Origin of the sequence: Mycobacterium sp. E802, from assembly GCF_001666875.1 — a bacterium.
Taxonomy (GTDB): Bacteria; Actinomycetota; Actinomycetes; order Mycobacteriales; family Mycobacteriaceae; genus Mycobacterium.
The window spans coordinates 1-17,345 of the sequence record NZ_LZJD01000172.1 but is presented as its reverse complement, the minus strand read 5'-3'; the positions used below and the strand labels follow the sequence as shown (position 1 = coordinate 17,345).

13 protein-coding genes are annotated in these 17,345 nt (G+C 64.4%); 5 read left to right on the top strand and 8 right to left on the bottom strand.

What is annotated here, in order from left to right; genetic code table 11:
• Nucleotides 1-654: 654 nt before the first annotated feature.
• The 4 genes from A5699_RS25130 to narI are packed head-to-tail and all read left to right on the top strand — an operon-like array spanning nt 655 to nt 7,371.
• A complete protein-coding gene (locus tag A5699_RS25130) occupies nt 655-4,323 on the top strand; it encodes a nitrate reductase subunit alpha (protein ID WP_197508389.1) in 3,669 nt (1,222 codons plus the stop codon).
• Nucleotides 4,324-4,367: 44 nt separating this feature from the next.
• The gene (gene narH, locus A5699_RS25125) at nt 4,368-5,954 is read left to right on the top strand and encodes a nitrate reductase subunit beta (protein WP_082957873.1); all 1,587 of its coding nucleotides are present in this window, start codon (nt 4,368-4,370) and stop codon (nt 5,952-5,954) included.
• Complete coding sequence (gene narJ / locus A5699_RS25120) at nt 5,951-6,631, top strand: nitrate reductase molybdenum cofactor assembly chaperone (protein WP_067775552.1); 681 nt, start codon at nt 5,951-5,953, stop codon at nt 6,629-6,631. The genes narH and narJ overlap by 4 nt, the downstream gene beginning before the upstream one ends.
• A complete protein-coding gene (gene narI / locus A5699_RS25115; RefSeq protein ID WP_067775549.1) occupies nt 6,628-7,371 on the top strand; it encodes a respiratory nitrate reductase subunit gamma in 744 nt (247 codons plus the stop codon). The genes narJ and narI overlap by 4 nt, the downstream gene beginning before the upstream one ends.
• Nucleotides 7,372-7,496: 125 nt before the next feature.
• Here narI and A5699_RS25110 read toward each other — a convergent pair whose 3' ends face one another.
• From A5699_RS25110 to kstR2, 8 genes are all read right to left on the bottom strand, one after another.
• Nucleotides 7,497-8,195, bottom strand: a complete 699-nt coding sequence (locus A5699_RS25110) for a phosphonatase-like hydrolase (RefSeq protein WP_067775547.1) — start codon at nt 8,193-8,195, stop codon at nt 7,497-7,499.
• 27 nt (nt 8,196-8,222) lie between these two features.
• A complete protein-coding gene (locus A5699_RS25105) occupies nt 8,223-9,332 on the bottom strand; it encodes a zinc-binding dehydrogenase (RefSeq protein WP_197508388.1) in 1,110 nt (369 codons plus the stop codon).
• Nucleotides 9,333-9,352: 20 nt separating this feature from the next.
• Nucleotides 9,353-10,639 carry an MFS transporter gene (locus tag A5699_RS25100; RefSeq protein ID WP_067775564.1) on the bottom strand — a complete coding sequence of 429 codons (1,287 nt, stop codon included), beginning with the start codon at nt 10,637-10,639 and terminating at the stop codon, nt 9,353-9,355.
• Nucleotides 10,640-10,690: 51 nt separating this feature from the next.
• Entirely contained in the window at nt 10,691-12,082 is a 1,392-nt protein-coding gene (phnA, locus tag A5699_RS25095) for a phosphonoacetate hydrolase (protein ID WP_067775544.1), read from the bottom strand.
• An 81-nt stretch (nt 12,083-12,163) separates the two neighbouring features.
• Nucleotides 12,164-13,054: a LysR family transcriptional regulator gene (locus tag A5699_RS25090; RefSeq protein ID WP_197508386.1), complete on the bottom strand. Its 891-nt coding sequence runs from the start codon at nt 13,052-13,054 to the stop codon at nt 12,164-12,166.
• A gap of 27 nt (nt 13,055-13,081) precedes the next feature.
• A complete protein-coding gene (locus A5699_RS25085; protein ID WP_067775539.1) occupies nt 13,082-14,062 on the bottom strand; it encodes a cation diffusion facilitator family transporter in 981 nt (326 codons plus the stop codon).
• A gap of 86 nt (nt 14,063-14,148) precedes the next feature.
• Nucleotides 14,149-15,297: a steroid 3-ketoacyl-CoA thiolase FadA6 gene (gene fadA6, locus A5699_RS25080; protein WP_067775536.1), complete on the bottom strand. Its 1,149-nt coding sequence runs from the start codon at nt 15,295-15,297 to the stop codon at nt 14,149-14,151.
• Complete coding sequence (kstR2, locus tag A5699_RS25075) at nt 15,290-15,919, bottom strand: TetR family transcriptional regulator KstR2 (protein ID WP_067775533.1); 630 nt, start codon at nt 15,917-15,919, stop codon at nt 15,290-15,292. Before kstR2 ends, fadA6 begins: the two co-directional genes overlap by 8 nt.
• A gap of 725 nt (nt 15,920-16,644) precedes the next feature.
• Here kstR2 and A5699_RS25070 point away from each other — a divergent pair.
• Nucleotides 16,645-17,277, top strand: a complete 633-nt coding sequence (locus tag A5699_RS25070) for an MspA family porin (protein ID WP_231965826.1) — start codon at nt 16,645-16,647, stop codon at nt 17,275-17,277.
• Nucleotides 17,278-17,345: the final 68 nt, after the last annotated feature.

Genomic DNA, 17,345 nt, shown 5'->3' with positions numbered 1-17,345 from the left:
GTGAGTCAGATTGATGCTGGAGTGACGCAAGTACTGATCGTCGCTGGAGCAGATGAGGCGCAATTACACCCGTGTGGCGATTGTCGCTGAAGTGTCGCTAACAGGCGGGCACAACGCCCATCGACCTGAAACTGGGCGGCCGTGACGTCGCGACGGCACGACAGACAGGACCAACACGGTCGCCTCCACGATCCACTGGTCCGGCGCGCCGTCTCCAGGGACTGCACCTCCAATAGCAGGCATCGGTGGAGCCACAACGACCACTTCCACGGCTGAATCCTGGCCGACCTGCCGACGAACCGGGGCTCTGCGCCCGGGCACACCATCGCCTGGGACCCAACCCGTCCGAGCATGGCTCAGCAGCCTGTCCACGACGTGTTACCGCGGTGATAAATCCTGTGCGCCCGCGGACGGTGCGCGAGCCCGCCCCGGAGCGTATTCGTCCACCTCGATTCCGGCCGAATCAAGGCAAGACCTGCAGGTAGACGACGTACATCCCGGTCCGGCCGCCGGCTGCCCCATGACCAGCGTGTTCCTGTGAAATGACTGCCGGGTTACCGCGATTTCACAGCGCCCACAGCCCGTGAGTGCGTTCTTTTGAGGCGGCGAAAACCGCCCTTACGCTCGTGCATCAACAGCGTGGAGGGACAGATCTTGGTTGATTCACCCGCGGGCAGTCATACACCTGCCGATGCGTTGCTGCGACTGGGCAAGTACTTCCACCGCGGCGAAGTTTCAGACGATCAGCGGACCCTGCACAAGGTCGGGGGCCGCTCGGCCGATGACTTCTACCGTGACCGGTGGGCCCACGACAAAGTGGTGCGATCAACTCATGGCGTGAACTGCACGGGGTCCTGCTCGTGGAAGATCTACGTCAAAGACGGCGTCATCACCTGGGAGTCGCAACAAACCGACTATCCATCGGTCGGCGCCGACAAGCCGGAGTACGAGCCACGCGGGTGCCCGCGCGGCGCGTCGTTCTCGTGGTACACCTATTCGCCTGCGCGTGTGCGCTATCCCTATGTGCGCGGCGTGCTGCTGGAGTACTACCGCGAGGCCAAGGAGCGGCTAAAGGATCCCGTGCTGGCCTGGGCCGACATCGTCGAAGACCCGGAGAAGTCCAAGCGGTACAAGGCCGCCCGAGGCAAGGGCGGATTTGTCCGGGCCGAATGGTGGGAGGCCGCCGAGATCGCCGCAGCCGCCCACGTCCACACGATCAAGAAGTACGGGCCGGACCGGGTGGCCGGATTCTCGCCGATCCCGGCGATGTCGATGGTCAGCCATGCCGTCGGCGCCCGGTTCATCTCGCTGCTCGGCGGGTCGATGCTGTCGTTCTACGACTGGTACGCCGACCTGCCGGTGGCCTCGCCGCAGGTGTTCGGCGATCAGACCGACGTACCCGAATCAGCCGACTGGTTCGACGCGGGCTACCTGATCATGTGGGGTTCCAACGTCCCCGTCACCCGAACTCCGGACGCGCACTACATGACCGAGGCACGCTACCGGGGCCAGAAGGTGGTCGTCGTCTCGCCGGACTATGCCGACAACACCAAGTTCGCCGACGAATGGCTGCCGGCGCGTCCCGGGACCGACGCCGCGCTCGCCATGGCGATGGGCCACGTCATCCTCAAGGAATTCTTCGTCCAGCGACAGACGCCCTACTTCACCGAATACGTGAAGAAGTACACCGACCTGCCGTTCCTCGTCACGCTGACCGAACGCGACGGCCGGGTGCTGCCCGGGAAGTTCCTCACCGCAGCCGATCTCGGCGACACCGGCGAGGGGGCGGCGTCCAAAACAGTCCTGTTGGACCAGGCCGGACGACCCGTGGTGCCCAACGGATCGCTGGGACACCGGTTCACCGCCTCCGGTGAGGGACGTTGGAACCTGGACCTGCAAGGTGTACACCCCCTGCTGACATTGCACGACAGCGACGCCGAGGCGGCCACGGTGTTCCTTCCGCGGTTTGACGGCGACCAGCCGGGCGTGCTGGAACGTGGCGTGCCGACCAGAATCGTTGCCGGACAACGGGTGACGACCGTCTTCGACCTGATGCTCGCGCAGTACGGGGTGGCTCGGGAGGGTCTGCCCGGGCAGTGGCCGTCGGGATATGACGATGCGGCCGAGCCCTATACCCCGGCGTGGCAGGAAGAGATCACCGGCGTGCCTGCCGCGGCCGCCGAACGGATCGCCCGCGAGTTCGCCGACAACGCCGAGCGTTCCAAGGGTCGGTCGATGATCCTGATGGGCGCGGGCACCAATCACTGGTTTCATTCCGACCAGATCTACCGGTCGTTTCTCACCCTGGTGATGCTCACCGGCTGCCAGGGCGTCAACGGCGGCGGCTGGGCGCACTACGTCGGCCAGGAGAAGTGCCGGCCCGTCACCGGTTGGGCCACATTGGCTTTCGGCCTGGACTGGCAGCGACCGCCACGGCAGATGCAGGGCACGGTGTTCTGGTATCTGGCGACCGATCAGTGGCGCTACGACCCGTTCACCTCGGAGGTGATGGCCTCGCCTCTGGCCGAGGGGAAGTTTGAAGGCCGCACCGCCGCGGACAACATCGCTTTGGCCAGCCGGCTCGGCTGGATGCCGAGTTACCCGACGTTCAACCGCAACCCGCTGGATCTGGCCGACGAGGCTGACCGCCTCGGCAAAGACGCCGCCGGTTACGTGGTGGACGGCCTCAAATCGGGCCATCTGCAGTTCGCCTGCGAAGATCCAGACGCCCCGGAGAACTTCCCGCGCTGCCTGACGGTGTGGCGGTCGAACCTGCTCGGCTCGTCGGCCAAGGGCAACGAGTACTTCCTCAAACACCTGCTCGGCACCGACTCCGCGGTCGCCGCGCGCGACGAGGACGGTATCCGGCCACAAGAGGTCCGTTGGCGCGACGAGGCCCCGGTGGGCAAGCTGGATCTGCTGCTGTCCCTGGATTTCCGCAACACCAGCACGACGCTGTTCTCCGACATCGTGCTGCCCGCGGCCACCTGGTACGAAAAGCACGACCTGTCGAGCACCGACATGCACCCGTTCGTGCATGCCTTCTCTCCGGCCATCTCACCGCCGTGGGAGACGAAGACCGACTTCGACGCGTTCCACCGCATCGCCCGCGGCTTCTCCTGGCTGGCCGAAAAGCACCTCGGCAAACGCAACGACATCGTGGCCATGCCGTTGCAGCACGACAGCGCGGACGCCACCGCGCAGCCCGGCGGTCGCGTCCTGGACTGGAAAGCCGGTGAGTGCGAACCAATTCCCGGCAAGACCATGCCCCGGCTGGTGATGGTGGAGCGCGACTACCCGGCGATCGCCGAGAAGATGGCCGCTCTGGGGCCGATGGTGGAAACCGTCGGCCTCACCACCAAGGGGGTGACGACGCATCCCGAGCCCGAGGTCGAGTACCTGTGCGGGGTCAACGGCACCGTGGTCAGCGGCGTCGCAGTCGGGCGTCCGTTGTTGGCCAAGGACACCCACGCTGCTGAGGCCATCCTCGCGCTGTCGGGCACCACCAATGGGCGCCTGGCCGTCGAAGGCTTCGAGGCGCTGGAGCGTCGTACCGGCACCGAGCTGGTCGATCTCGCCAAGGAGAACGAAGGTAAACGAATCACGTTCGCCGACACCCAGGCCCGGCCGGTGCCGGTCAACACCTCACCGGAATGGTCGGGTTCGGAGACCGGCGGCCGGCGCTACTCCCCCTTCACCATCAACACTGAGCGACTCAAGCCCTGGCACACCCTGACCGGCCGCCAGCACTTCTATCTGGACCACGACTGGATGAGTGAGCTCGGTGAGCAACTGCCGACATTCCGGCCGCCGCTGGACATGACGGCGCTGTTCGACGAGCCCGTGGTAGGAAGCACAGCCGGTCGTTCGATCACCGTGCGCTACCTGACGCCGCACTCCAAATGGTCGATTCACTCTGCGTACCAGGATAACCTGTACATGCTGACCCTGTCCCGGGGCGGTCAGTGCATCTGGATGTCAGACGTGGACGCCGCCAAGATCGGGGTCAAGGACAACGACTGGATCGAATGCACCAACCGCAACGGTGTGGTGAATGCCCGGGCGATCGTCAGCCACCGCATGCCGGAGGGCCTGGTGTTCATGTACCACGCCCAGGACAAGGCCGTTGACGTGCCACGCACCGAGAAGAACGGCAAGCGCGGCGGTATCCACAACGCGCTGACCCGGATCATGATCAAGCCGACCCACCTGATCGGCGGGTATGCGCAGCAGTCCTTCGCCCTGAACTACCACGGGCCCACCGGAAATCAACGCGACGAGGTGACCACGATTCGTCGTCGCTCGCAGGAAGTGGAGTACTAGACGATGACCGGACACGAAGCTTGCGGAGTGGACCAATGAGGATAATGGCACAGCTCGCGATGGTGATGAACCTCGACAAGTGCATCGGCTGCCACACCTGCAGCGTCACCTGCAAGCAGGCCTGGACCAACCGCAGCGGCGTGGAGTACGTGTGGTTCAACAACGTGGAAACCCGTCCCGGGCAGGGCTATCCGCGCCAATACCAGGATCAGGAGAAGTGGAAGGGCGGCTGGACGCTGAACAAGCGCGGCAAGCTCGCCCTCAAGTCGGGCTCCCGGTTCAAGCGTCTGCTGAACATCTTTGCCAACCCCGACCTGCCCACGGTGTCGGACTACTACGACCCGTGGACCTACGACTACGAGAACCTGCTCGCCGCACCGGCCATGGACACCACGCCGGTGGCACGGCCCAAGTCGTTGATCACCGGGCGTGACACCAAGGTCACCTGGGGGGCCAATTGGGACGACGACCTGGGCGGTGGTCCGGAGCAGGTGGGCCGGGACCCGTTGTTGGGCAAGCTCGAAGACAAGGTCAAGCTCGAGTTCGAGCAGACCTTCATGTTCTACCTGCCGCGGATCTGTGAGCACTGCCTCAACCCGGCCTGCGCCGCAGCGTGTCCCTCCGGCGCGATTTACAAGCGCTCCGAAGACGGCATCGTCCTGGTGGATCAGGACAAGTGCCGGGGCTGGCGCCAGTGCGTCACCGGGTGTCCGTACAAGAAGATCTACTTCAACCACAAGACCGGCAAGGCCGAGAAGTGCACGTTCTGCTACCCGCGCGTCGAGGTCGGCATCCCCACGGTGTGCTCGGAGACCTGCGTCGGGCGGTTGCGCTACATCGGCGTGATGCTGTACGACGCCGACGCGGTTCTGCAGGCCGCATCGGTCACCGACGACAAGGACCTCTACCCCTCACAGCTCGGCGTGTTCCTCAATCCGCATGACCCTCGCGTGGTGGCGGAGGCTGAGCGGGCCGGCATCTCCCCGGAATGGATTGAAGCCGCGCAGAATTCACCGGTGTACCGGCTGATCGTCGACTACCAGGTGGCCCTGCCGCTGCATCCGGAATACCGGACCATGCCGATGGTGTGGTACGTGCCGCCGCTGTCGCCGGTGGTCGACATCCTGAAAGAGACCGGTCACGACGGCGAGAACAAGAACAACCTGTTCGGCGCCATCGACACACTGCGAATCCCGGTCGAATACCTGGCCGAGCTGTTCACCGCGGGTGACGTCGCACCCGTCCGGGCCGCGCTGCAACGACTGGCCGCCATGCGCGCCTACATGCGCTCGGCGAACCTGGGCGAAGAGTTCGACGAGACCATCCCGGCGTCGGTGCGGTTGAGTGGTGACGAGATCGAATCGATGTACCGGCTGTTGGCCATCGCCAAATATCAGGACCGCTATGTCATCCCGACCGGGGCCGGTTCGGACGCCCACCGGCTCGACGCCCTGGCCACCGGTTGCAGCCTGGACGGTGAAGGCGGGCCGGGCATGACCGCGTTCGACACCATGGTGGACAAGTTCCATCTGACCCACACCAATGATGCTGTTCCGCAAGGTGACCCGGCCCGGGTCAACCTCCTCAACTGGGACGGCCGGAGCACAGACGGGTTGTTACCGACCACATGAAGCTACTCACCCGCGGCCGCAGAACCGGTACCGGCACCTCGCTGTCCGAGCGCCAGCAGCGCCTGGTGTGGCGTCTCACTGCCTTGATGCTCGACTACCCGACGGCCGAAACCGCCGTGCTCGTCGACCAATTGGATGCCATATCCGACGAACTTCCGGAATCGGTGCGAGCACCGCTGACCGAGTTCGCATTGCGGTTCCGCCAGTCAGACACCATGCAACGGGCGTCGAACTACGTCGAGACCTTCGACATGCGTCGGCGTTCCAGCCTTCACCTCACCTATTACGCCTACGGCGACACCCGTAAACGCGGTATGGCGCTGCTGCGGTTCAAGCACGCCTACCGGCAGGCCGGCCTGGAGGTCGGTGAATTGGAGAACACGGAGCTGCCGGACTATCTGCCGATGGTGCTCGAGTTCGCCGCGACCGTCGATCACGCCCAAGGGGAACGGCTGCTGGCCGAACATGTCCCGGTGCTCGAGCTGCTGCGGCTTTCTCTGCAGGACAACGAGTCCTACTACGCGGGTCTGCTGGCGGCGATCCTGTCCACACTGCCGCCAGTGAACAGCGCTGACCGCCGCCGCATCGCCCAACTGGCCGCGGAGGGTCCGCCCGACGAGGATGTCGGGCTGGATCCGTTTGCGATGGATCCCATGGCTTCAGGAGGTCGAGCATGAGCAACGTGTTGTGGATGACCCTGCCCTACATCGCCTTCACGTCGTTCGCACTCGGGCACATCTGGCGTTACCGGGCCGACCAGTTCGGTTGGACCACACGGTCTTCCCAGATCTATGAAAGCAGGCTGCTGCGCCTGGGCAGTCCGTTGTTCCATTTCGGTATCCTCGGTGTGCTTGCCGGTCACGTTGTCGGGCTGCTGATCCCGCAGTCGTGGACCTCGGCCGTGGGTGTCTCCGAACACGTCTACCACCTGATGTCGGTGAGCATGGGGTCATTGGCCGGCATCGCCGTCGTCGCCGGGGTGGGCATCCTGCTGTACCGCCGGGTGACCGTGCCGGAGGTGCGCACCGCGACCACACTCAACGACAAGGTGATGTACCTGCTGCTGGTCGGTGCGCTGGCCACCGGCATGCTCAACACGCTGACCAACGTCTTCTCGACGTACAACTATCGCGAGACGGTGTCGCCGTGGTTCCGCAGCCTGTTCACCCTGCACCCGGCGCCCCAGTTGATGGCCGAGACGCCGTGGACGTTCCAGGCCCATGTTCTGATAGTCGTTGCCCTGCTCGGCTTCTGGCCCTACACCCGGTTGGTGCACATGTTCAGCGCGCCGATCGGCTATCTGGTCCGTCCCTTTGTGATCTACCGCAGCCGCGATCCGCAGCGGGCCGGGAAGAACCGCTACGCCAAGGCCTGGGTGACGCCGCAGGCCCCGCCGGCCCGCAGCCGCTGGGTGTGACTCTGTAAACAGGGTTGTCACAAGCCCAGTCGACGACGAGTGAGCGGATATTCATGGCCGGGACGCTTCATGCACACCGGCTCCGGCGCTACCGCATGCCGTGCCGGTGTCCGGGGCGAACTGACTTAACCCAGCGATTCCACCAAGCCCGGCAACGCAGCCACGCTGTCGATGATGTGGGTCGCCCCAGCCCCGGAAAGCGCTGCCGTGTCGTGTGCACCGGTCAGCACGCCAACCGCGGCCAGAGCCCCAGCCCGCAGACCGCTAATCACGTCCGAGGAGGTGTCGCCCACCACGATCATCGACCGCACGGAATCGGTTTCGGTGCGCAGCAATGCGGTCAGCGGCATGTCCGGGTACGGCCGACCACGCACGCCCTCTCCGGGACACAACACGATGTCGGCCAGCTTCTGCCAACCCAGAGCGTCGATGATCGCTGATTGGGTTTCTTTAGCGAATCCGGTTGTGAGTGCAGTCTTCACGCCGGAAGAACGCAGCGAGGTGATCACGTCCTCGGCACCGGGAATCGGACTGCAATTGCCCTCCGAGACGAGCTGCGCATAGCAGCGTTCGAACTCCTTGTTTGCCGTCTGCGCCTGTTCTTCATCACCACCAGCCAGGTGGCGGAACACGGTGATCTTGGACTGCCCCATGGTCTCGGACACGTAGCGCAGCATCTCGTCGCGGTCGGCGTCGGTCTTCGAGAGGCCGGCGTGGCGGTCTGCCGCCAGGAATGACTGTTGTACCAAGCCACTGTCCTCAACGGTGGTGCCGGCCATGTCGAAGACGACCAGACTGATCCGCTCGGTCGATCCTGTGCTCATAAGATTCTCTCCTTTAGGTGGATGTGTTCAACGCATGTGGACGGCTACGCGGGGCTTGATTCCCGTGCGGGCCGCCGCGACAGCAGCGTCGATGTCGTTCAATGCGTAGGGTTGGGAAACCAGATCGGTGAACAGCTGTTGCTCGTCGGTACGCGCCAGGAAGTCGACCGCTTCGGCGAGGTCGTCGAGGCGGTAGTTGTGACTTCCGACCATCGAGGTCAGATTCTTGACGTATCCGCTTGGCTCGAAGCTGATTTCGGGAGCCGGAGATACCGAGCCGACCAGTGCGATCCGGCCGCCGACATCGACGATGTCGAGGGCGCTCTGCACCGCTCGGCTGCTACCGGAGAGCTCGAAGATGGCGTCGGCGCCGTATTCATCTGCCACAGCTGCGAGTTCAGCGGGTTCACACGACGCCGTCGCGCCGAATCGACCGGCCAGCCGGCGCCGGTCGGCATCGGTGTCGCAGGCGATCACTTGCTGTACGCCACGGTCGCGGGCATAAGCCACAGCGGTGAGGCCCAGCATGCCGCACCCCATCACGATCACCACATCGTCCGCAGCCAATCCGATTCGCCGGGCCGCACAGACCACGGTGGCGGTGGCGCAGTTGGCCGGTGCGGCGATCGCCGACGGCAGTGCGTCGGGAACCTTCACCAGACCGGTTCCGGCGACGAGATGACAGTGTGTAGCCAACCCACCGTTGAGTCGCCAGTGCTCGTCGATTGCCTGATGACCGTATTTGCGTACTTGCAGGCATTTCTGCGAGAGCCCGCGCGTGCAGCGCCGGCACTCGCCGCAGGCTGTACCGATGGTCCAGGTGATCCGGTCGCCTACGGCCAGACGTTCACCATCGTGGCCGTAGACCACACCGCCGATGTCCGCGATGGTGCCTACAGTTTCATGTCCCAGCACAGTCGGCAGCGGTGTCGGCCGGTCGCCGTTGATGGTGTGCAGATCGCTACCGCAGATGGTCGCCAACTCGACACTGACGAGTACCTCGCCGGGGCGAAGCGCCGGAAATGACTGCGGCTCTATGGAAAATCCTCTTTCGACGCCGGACCACACGGCCGCGTTGGCCGTCTGGGCACTGGATACACCGTGATCGTCGTGGACGCCGTTGACGATGGTTCTCATACTGTCTTCCTTTGTTGGGGTCAGCGTCGGATGGTGAGTGCAACCAGTGCACTGGCTATACATGAGGTTGCCACGATCGGAAAGATGAGCGATGTGTTGCCGGTGTCATCCATGATGTGGCCGACGAGCGGCTCGGCGGCGCCGGCGAACAGGTAGGAGAAGAAGTTCACCACCCCCGTTGCCGTTCCGGCCATCTTCTTTCCGGCAAGGTCCGGGCACAGCGCCCAAAAGGAGGACTGCGGACCGTAGACGAAGAACCCGGTCATGAACAGCACCACGATTCCGGCGACGGTACCCAGGTGAGCGAGGTACATCGTCATCGCAAAGACTGCACCGAGGACCATGAAAAGTACGATCGGGCGGTCACGACGGGACCCGAAGATGCGGTCGGACAGTTGGCCATTGACGAGCGCGCCGACGGCCATGCCGATCGGCAGTGCCACTGAGATCCACAGCGGACTGATACCACCGGATTCGCCGCTCTCCCAGTCGCGGCCGAGGAAGTACACCGGCACCCAGATCAGCAGGCCGTAGCGTGCGGCGTTCTGAAAGCCGATCGCGATACCGGTCGACCAAATCTTCGGATTGCGCAGCACTGCCTTGTATCGGTCGACCGAGCGGCCCTGGTCGGCTTCGGCCACCGAGCGCTCCACATGTTCTTCATCCCTCGTGTAGGACGCGGGCGGGGTGATCCGGGCCTCCTTGGGATTCTCGCGTGCCACCAAGTAGAAGGTGACGCCGCCAATGAGCATGAGCAGCACCGGGATCCGGAAGATCCACTCCCAGTCGAGATCGAGAGTGTCCACCACCACGGTGGAGGTGATGAACGCCAGCACTGAAGCCATACCGGCAGCGAAGGTGTAGAAGCCGAAGCTCTTACCGCGCTCGTGAGGTCCCCACCAGTTGGAGATCACCCTGCCGCCGGACGGCCACCCCATGGCCTGGGTGAAGCCGTTGGCTGCCCAGAAGAAGCCCAATGACTTGGTTCCCACCGAGAAGCTGGTGCACCAGTTCATCATTGTGGACAGCACCGCTCCCAGTGCCATCAACCGCCTGCCACCGAATTTGTCGGCCAGGTTGCCGTTGATCATCTGGCCGACGGCGTAGCTCCACAACATCACGCCGCTGATGGCCCCGAGGGTGGTCTTGCTGAGGCCGAGGTCCTCTTCGATACCGGGGATGGCGAACCCGAACGTCTGGCGTCCGGTGTAGAAGAACAGGTAACAGAACATCGCCGCAAGCAGCATGCGCCACTTCAGACGAGAGAATTTTGCCTCCGACACAGCGACGGCATCGAACGCGGCCATCGGTTTTTCGTGGGTACTGGACATCGTGGCCTTTCACCAATCGACTTGGATCTACACCGCTGACGCGGTCTGGGGCTGACACTCGGAAACCAGGGTGGTGGCCACCCAGAATGCGTCGTAGTTGTGGATGCACGCCGGTTGTCCGTAGGGCTCGTCGAGGAGTCCCGGGCGTGGAAGGCCGCGGTTGACGATGAACGGGATCTGCAACTCCCCCAGGGCGCCGTGGGAGCGCAGCGGCGCATCCAGACCAGTCAGGTCATGCCATTCGGCAAACCGGCCGACCGCGGTGCCGGCTTCAGCGAGGACGACGATGTCACCGATCCGGTCGGCGGGCAACCGATAGATCTCGGCTGCCTCCTGCCGGTTGTGCACGGCTTGGATACCGTCGATGCGCCTCAACCAGTCGATGACCCGGTCGTGGTCCGCTCCGGCGGGCAGGTAGATGCCGGCGAACGATCCCAGCGCCCCGTGATGCACGGTGTACGGGTCGGTGATCGGCAGGATGACGCGGATGCCTTCGGCGCCTTCGGTTCCCGGTACGGCGGGCGCAGCGCCGAGCGCATTGCGCACTTCCTCTTCGACGAAAACCACCCTGGCGGCGCCGGCCGCGTCGGTCTTCGCGCTCATTCCATGATCGGCGGTGATGACGACGACCGCACCGAGCTCATCGAATTGGTCGGCGTACGAGTCGATCATCTCGTAGAACGCATTCGCCGTGTCGGTACCCGGAGCGTGCTTGTGCTGGATGTAGTCGGTCAGCGACAGATACATCAGGTCAACGTCGCGCGACCGGAAAATGGCCGCGCCTGCGGCCAGGGTGAACTCGGACAGCTCCGCCGAGTAGACCTCGGGCACAGGCCTGCCGACCAGCTCGACCACGTTCTCGATGCCGTGGTGCGCCACGGTGGCCTCATCGGCTTTCTCGGCCGAAAAGCAGATACCCGTGCGCCTGGGAGCGACGAAATCACCTGTACCGTCGAGGCTGGGTCCCGCCTCGACCAGACCGGCGCCGAGGAGCCGCCGCAGCTTGTCCTTGGCGGTGACCACCACGACGTCGAGGCCGACGTCTGCGGCAGCAGCGAAAACGGTTGGAGCGCGCAGAAATCGCTTGTCGTTCATCAACACCTCTTCGCCTCGTTCGGAGTCGAAGATGTAGTTACCGCTGATGCCGTGCACGCTGGGCGGCTGACCGGTCGCGATGGACACGTTGTTCGGATTCGTCAGCGCAGGCATCGTGCAATGCGCGGGCCAGGAGCTGGCGTCAGCCTCCAGCATCCGACTCAGCCATGGCATCCGGCCTGCCCCCATCGCCGCCAAGTGGTAGTCCGGTTCGCTGCCGTCGATACAGATCACGACGACAGGGGCGTCCGGCATGACGTATCTCCGGCCGTTAACGCTGAATGAACGGCGCTCCACAAGTGCACTCCTGTCGCGAACTCGCATGTGAACGGGTCGCAGTAAGAGTGCTTGTGATCGGCGTCATAGAGAACCCCCGATTTGGCTATCGGACCTATAGCCCCTAGCTCAGGTCGGCCAGGCCGCGATGCCACCCACGAGCGCGACGAACGCCTCCTCTGGCGGCGTCAGCACCCGGTCTGCCCGGCGCACCAGGTACGCGGTACGGCTGGGTGCCGGCGGGTCCACGGAAAGCGCGACCAGCAGGCCGGCGGCACGTTCGCGGGCGGTCACATGCTCCGACAACAGCGCAAGGCCAAGACCGGCGTACGCGGCCTCCTTGAGCGTGTCGGGGCCCCACAGATCCCATTGGTCGGCGGAATCCAAACCCCACAATCGAAGTGCGGCCTCCTGCTGCCGGCGCGTCGCAGATCCCATCTCACGCATCAGAAACCGTTGGTCGACAAGATCTTCCGGTCGTAGCTTTCGGCCGGCCAACGGCGTCGCGGCCGTCGCCACCAGCATCATCGCTTCTTCGAACATGGGCTTGGCAATGAGTTGTTCCTCGCTCGGCATCTCGGCGCACAAGCCCAGTGCCACCTCACCCCGCAACAGCCAGTTCTCCACGGTGTCCTCGTTGCCCACCCGAAGCTGGCACTCGACGTTCGGGGCCTGCTCGGTGAATTCGGACAGCAACCCCGGTAAGAGGTAGGTGCCCAACGTGGTGGTCCCGGCCACCACCAACCGGCCGGCTTCCAAACCGCGCAACCCGGCGACCTGACGTTCCAGGCTTGCCAACTGATCGAAGATCCGACGGGCATGTTCGACGACGACATCACCGGCCGGAGTGGTCCTGGCACCTTGGGTACTCCGCTGCACCAGCCGCATTCCGAGGGAACTCTCCAGGTTACGGATGTGATTGGACACCGACGGTTGGCTCATGAACAGCTTCTTGGCCGCTCCCGAGAAACCACCGGCCTCGACAACACCGATCAGCACCTCGAGCTGTGTCAGGCTCACCATAAGGCGACCATTATGCCCACCGCCCTACTCGACAGGCCGGTCATACCAGTCGGGTAGCTCCTCGGGCCGTAGGTCGGTGGGATCACCGGGGCGGGTCAGGGTGAGGACCGCACGCACGATCTCCGGGCGGCTCTGCAAGGCATCGGCGATCGCGTGGAGCCGGGCGGCTACGTCAGACTCGGCGGCGTCACCAATCAGATCGACCGCGGCCACCAGGTAGATGCGGTCGGCGCCAACCCATTCCATGTGCAGATAGCTGACCCGTTCGATGTCGGTGTGGTTGAGCAACTGCCACAGCACGCTGTTGCGGGCCAGTGGGGTGGCCGCCTCACCGGTCAGAAAGTCCATGTTGCGTCCGATGAGGAACAATGCGACACCGCCCAGCAGCACACCGACCAGGATCGAGCCGAGCGCATCCCACACCGCGTTTCCGGTGAGCTGGTGTGCCAGGACTCCGAGCGCCGCGATCACCAAGCCAATCAGTGCGGAGAGGTCTTCGGCGAATACCGCGCGCAGCATCGGATTCGAGGTCACCCTGATATAGCGCAGTGGGTGGATACGTCGTTGCACCGCACCCGATCTCGTCTGATGAAGCGCCTGCGCAAACGACGTGCCCTCGAGCACGAACGCGACGCCGAGCACGGCGTAGGCCCAGCCGTACGACGTCGCCTCACCTTCGCCGCCGAGCGAGGAGATCCCGTGCCAGATCGACACCACCGCGCCGACGGTGAACAACCCGAAGGCGGCGAACATCGACCAGATGTAACCGGCCCGCCCATAACCCAACCGGTGTTGCGCATCGGCCGGCTTCATCGACTTGCGGGTGCCGATCAACAGGAACACCTCGTTGCCGGTGTCTGCCCAGGAGTGCGCCGCCTCGGCAAGCATGGACGCCGAGCCGGTGATACCTGCGACCACGGTTTTGGCGACCGCGATCAAGGCGTTGGCACCGAGTGCGACGGCGACAGTCAGGGCACTCTCGTCGCCTTTAACCTCCGTGCTCATCACCCACACTTACCCCGTGCCGAGCAGACGCAAAACCGCACCCTTTCGCGTGAAAAAGTGCGGTTTTGCGTCTGCTCGCGGGAAAACTAGAGGCGCTCGATGATGGTGACGTTGGCGGTGCCGCCGCCCTCACACATGGTCTGCAGGCCGTAACGGCCGCCGGTGCGCTCCAGGGTGTTGAGCATCGTGGCGAACAGCTTGGCGCCGGTGGCACCGAGCGGGTGGCCCAGGGCGATGGCGCCACCGCTCGGGTTGACCTTCTCCGGATCGGCCTTGGTCTCCTTGAGCCAGGCCAGCACGACAGGTGCGAATGCCTCGTTGATCTCGACGGTGTCGATGTCCTCGATCGACAGACCGGTCTTCTCCAGGGCGTACTGGGTGGCAGGGATCGGGCCGGTCAGCATCATCACCGGATCGTCGCCGCGGGCGCTGATGTGGTGAATGCGGGCGCGAGGCTTCAGGTTGTGCTTGTTGACCGCTTCCTCTGAGGCCAGCAGCACGGCCGAGGCACCATCGGAGATCTGGCTGGCCAACGCGGCGGTCAGCCGGCCACCTTCGACCAGGGGCTGCAGCGAGGCCATCTTCTCCAGCGTGGTCTCCCGCGGACCCTCGTCGACACCGAAGTCACCGACCGGGACGATCTCGTTGTCGAAGTGCCCGGCCCGGATCGCGGCGAAGGCCCGCTGATGGCTGGTGTAGGCGAACTGCTCCATCTCCTCGCGCGAGATGTCCCACTTCTCGGCGATCAGCTCCGAGCCACGGAACTGCGAGATCTCCTGATCGCCGTAGCGGTGCAGCCAGTTCTTGGATTCGTTTGTGGGCGAGGTGAATCCGAACTCCTTGCCGACGATCATGGCCGAGGAGATCGGCACCCAGCTCATGTTCTGCATGCCGCCGGCCAGGATCAGATCGGCGGTGCCGGACATGATCGCCTGAGCGCCGAAGGAGATGGCCTGCTGGCTGGAACCACACTGCCGGTCGACGGTGACGCCGGGGACGGCCTCGGGGTAGCCGGCGGCCAGCCAGGTCAGGCGGCCGATGTTGCCGGCCTGCCCGCCGATGGCGTCGACACAGCCGACGATGACGTCGTCAACCGCACCCGGATCGACGTCGTTGCGGTCGAAGATGGCGCGGAATGCGTGCACGCCCAGGTCGATCGGGTGCACCTGCGCCAGCGCGCCGTTCTTCTTGCCGACCGGCGTACGCACGGCGTCGACGATGTAAGCCTCACGCATGGTTGTCTCCTTTGACAGTGTCGTTATCCGCGACGATGCCGCCGAGGACGATGGCGAGGTATTGCCGGCCCACCTGCTCGGCCGTGAGCGGACCGCCCGGTTGATACCAGCGAACCGAGACCCAGGTGGTGTCACGGATGAACCGGTACACCAGGTCGACGTCGAGGTCGGGGCGGAACGATCCGTCGGCGATGCCCTGGTGCAGGATGTCGATCCACATCTTGCGCTGTTCTTTGTTGCGTTCGTCGACGAAGCCGAACTGCGGGATCGCCGACAGTCGCTTGGCCTCGTCCTGGTAGATCACCACCTGCGCGTGCCGGTGCTCGATCGCCTCGAAGGAGGCCATGAACAGGCCGGTGAGCCGGCCGAGTGGACTGGACTCCTGCTCGAGGATCTGCTCGTACCGCCCGAACAGCCAATCCAGGAAGTCCTTGAGCACTTCCTCGACCATTTGTTCTTTGGACTTGAAGTGGTGATAGAGACTGCCGGAGAGAATTCCAGCGGAGTCGGCGATATCGCGGACTGTCGTCGCCTTCAGGCCGCGTTCGGCGAACATCGTGGCGGCGAGCTCCAAGAGTTCGTCGCGTCTGCTTGCCGGTGGGCTGGGCGTATCCGGCACCATGGCCACAGCATAGCAACCAAGCGCTTGCTAGGTAAGCAAGGATACAAATCAGCCCGGTACAGCACCCGAGCGTCGCACTGGGCGACCTCAGCGGCGTTGCACCGGGCTGACGGTCTCAATCCCAGCCGGCTACCGCGGCGGGCAGGGCGCCAACGGCGGGCAGGGTGCCGGTCCCGGCCCACCCGCCCCGGGTCCACCAAATCCCGGTCCGCCAGGTCCACCCGGTCCGGGCATCCCCGGTCCGCCAGGTCCACCCGGCCCCGGGCCCCCGGGGCCACCCGGCCCACAGGGCGCGCCCGGCGCGCACGGAGGCGGGGGCGCCGCAACGGCGACCGCGGTTCCGAGCGTCGCACCCCCAAACAGCACGGAGGCAGCCACCAGAGCCGATCCGACTACGCCCCGATTCAATTTCGGCATTGTTCACATCCTCTTGTTGTCAACACGCTTCTAGCCACTACATCATCTCCGCATCGACTTGGCGCGAGCTATGGCCATGCTGTCCCCAGCCTATGAATCGGGGATCACGGACTGCCGTTCAACACACCCACGGAATGGCCATTTTCATCTAATGATGCTGGGGCACAATGGTATTCCAAAGCAATGCCCGGCCATACCAAGCCGTCTGCCACCCACGCCACACATAGCGGGTTCATACCTTCATGGGTCACGATGTCCGGACAGCAAGCGCGGACCCGCAGTCCACCCTTGCCTGTACTCGAGACATAGTGAGGTTATTCCCGTTGATCCTAAGGAAATTCGCCGGTGCAGCGGCGGCGAACGCCATCCTCCTCAGCTTTACCACCGGCATATCTCACGCCGAATCGGTTGCGGTTCCCGATGTTTCGCGAACCATCAATACGGTCGACGGCTGGCGAATGAAGGTCGCGTTCACCGAAGTCAGTATCAACGCAGTGCCGAACATGGCAGCCGCCCTGTTGACCAGGGAAGGCTTCCTCAGCGGGCGCGTGACGATCACCGTGGAAGGCGATGGCGCGATACCGGTCAACAGCGGACAATTGGTGCTCGGCGCCCAGCTCGGGTGCCAGGCCGACTTGAGCGAGGGACTTGACCTTGACTTCGGCGTGGATCTCGACACAGACCTACTTTTCGAGAATATCCCGGACCTCGGGATCGGTCCCGACATCGGGACCACTTTGCATTCCGGCGGAATCACCACGACGGGCCTGGGCGCCAAGTCGCTGAAGGGACGCACGGCGACGATCTCGGTTCTGGACGCCCACGTCAAGATCGACGAGTGCGGCGGAGCGGCGAGTGTGCGATTGTTCGCCTCAGCGCAGATGAGCACCGACAGCTCCGATGACAGCGTGAACATCTACAGCGCCGTGCTTCCGTTATGACGCGCCCGAAGGTATTCGCCGCCACCCTGGCGACCGTGACGTCGATCACCTTGGCTCCAGCCGGCCTC

What these genes read in the sequence shown, in the direction of transcription:
- fadA6 (WP_067775536.1), bottom strand. Translation starts at nt 15,297, where the DNA reads ATGCGTGAGGCTTACATCGTCGACGCCGTGCGTACGCCGGTCGGCAAG.
- narJ (WP_067775552.1), top strand. Translation starts at nt 5,951, where the DNA reads ATGAAGCTACTCACCCGCGGCCGCAGAACCGGTACCGGCACCTCGCTG.
- kstR2 (WP_067775533.1), bottom strand. Translation starts at nt 15,919, where the DNA reads ATGGTGCCGGATACGCCCAGCCCACCGGCAAGCAGACGCGACGAACTC.
- A5699_RS25105 (WP_197508388.1), bottom strand. Translation starts at nt 9,332, where the DNA reads ATGAGAACCATCGTCAACGGCGTCCACGACGATCACGGTGTATCCAGT.
- A5699_RS25110 (WP_067775547.1), bottom strand. Translation starts at nt 8,195, where the DNA reads ATGAGCACAGGATCGACCGAGCGGATCAGTCTGGTCGTCTTCGACATG.
- A5699_RS25100 (WP_067775564.1), bottom strand. Translation starts at nt 10,639, where the DNA reads ATGGCCGCGTTCGATGCCGTCGCTGTGTCGGAGGCAAAATTCTCTCGT.
- A5699_RS25085 (WP_067775539.1), bottom strand. Translation starts at nt 14,062, where the DNA reads ATGAGCACGGAGGTTAAAGGCGACGAGAGTGCCCTGACTGTCGCCGTC.
- narH (WP_082957873.1), top strand. Translation starts at nt 4,368, where the DNA reads ATGGCACAGCTCGCGATGGTGATGAACCTCGACAAGTGCATCGGCTGC.
- narI (WP_067775549.1), top strand. Translation starts at nt 6,628, where the DNA reads ATGAGCAACGTGTTGTGGATGACCCTGCCCTACATCGCCTTCACGTCG.
- phnA (WP_067775544.1), bottom strand. Translation starts at nt 12,082, where the DNA reads ATGCGAGTTCGCGACAGGAGTGCACTTGTGGAGCGCCGTTCATTCAGC.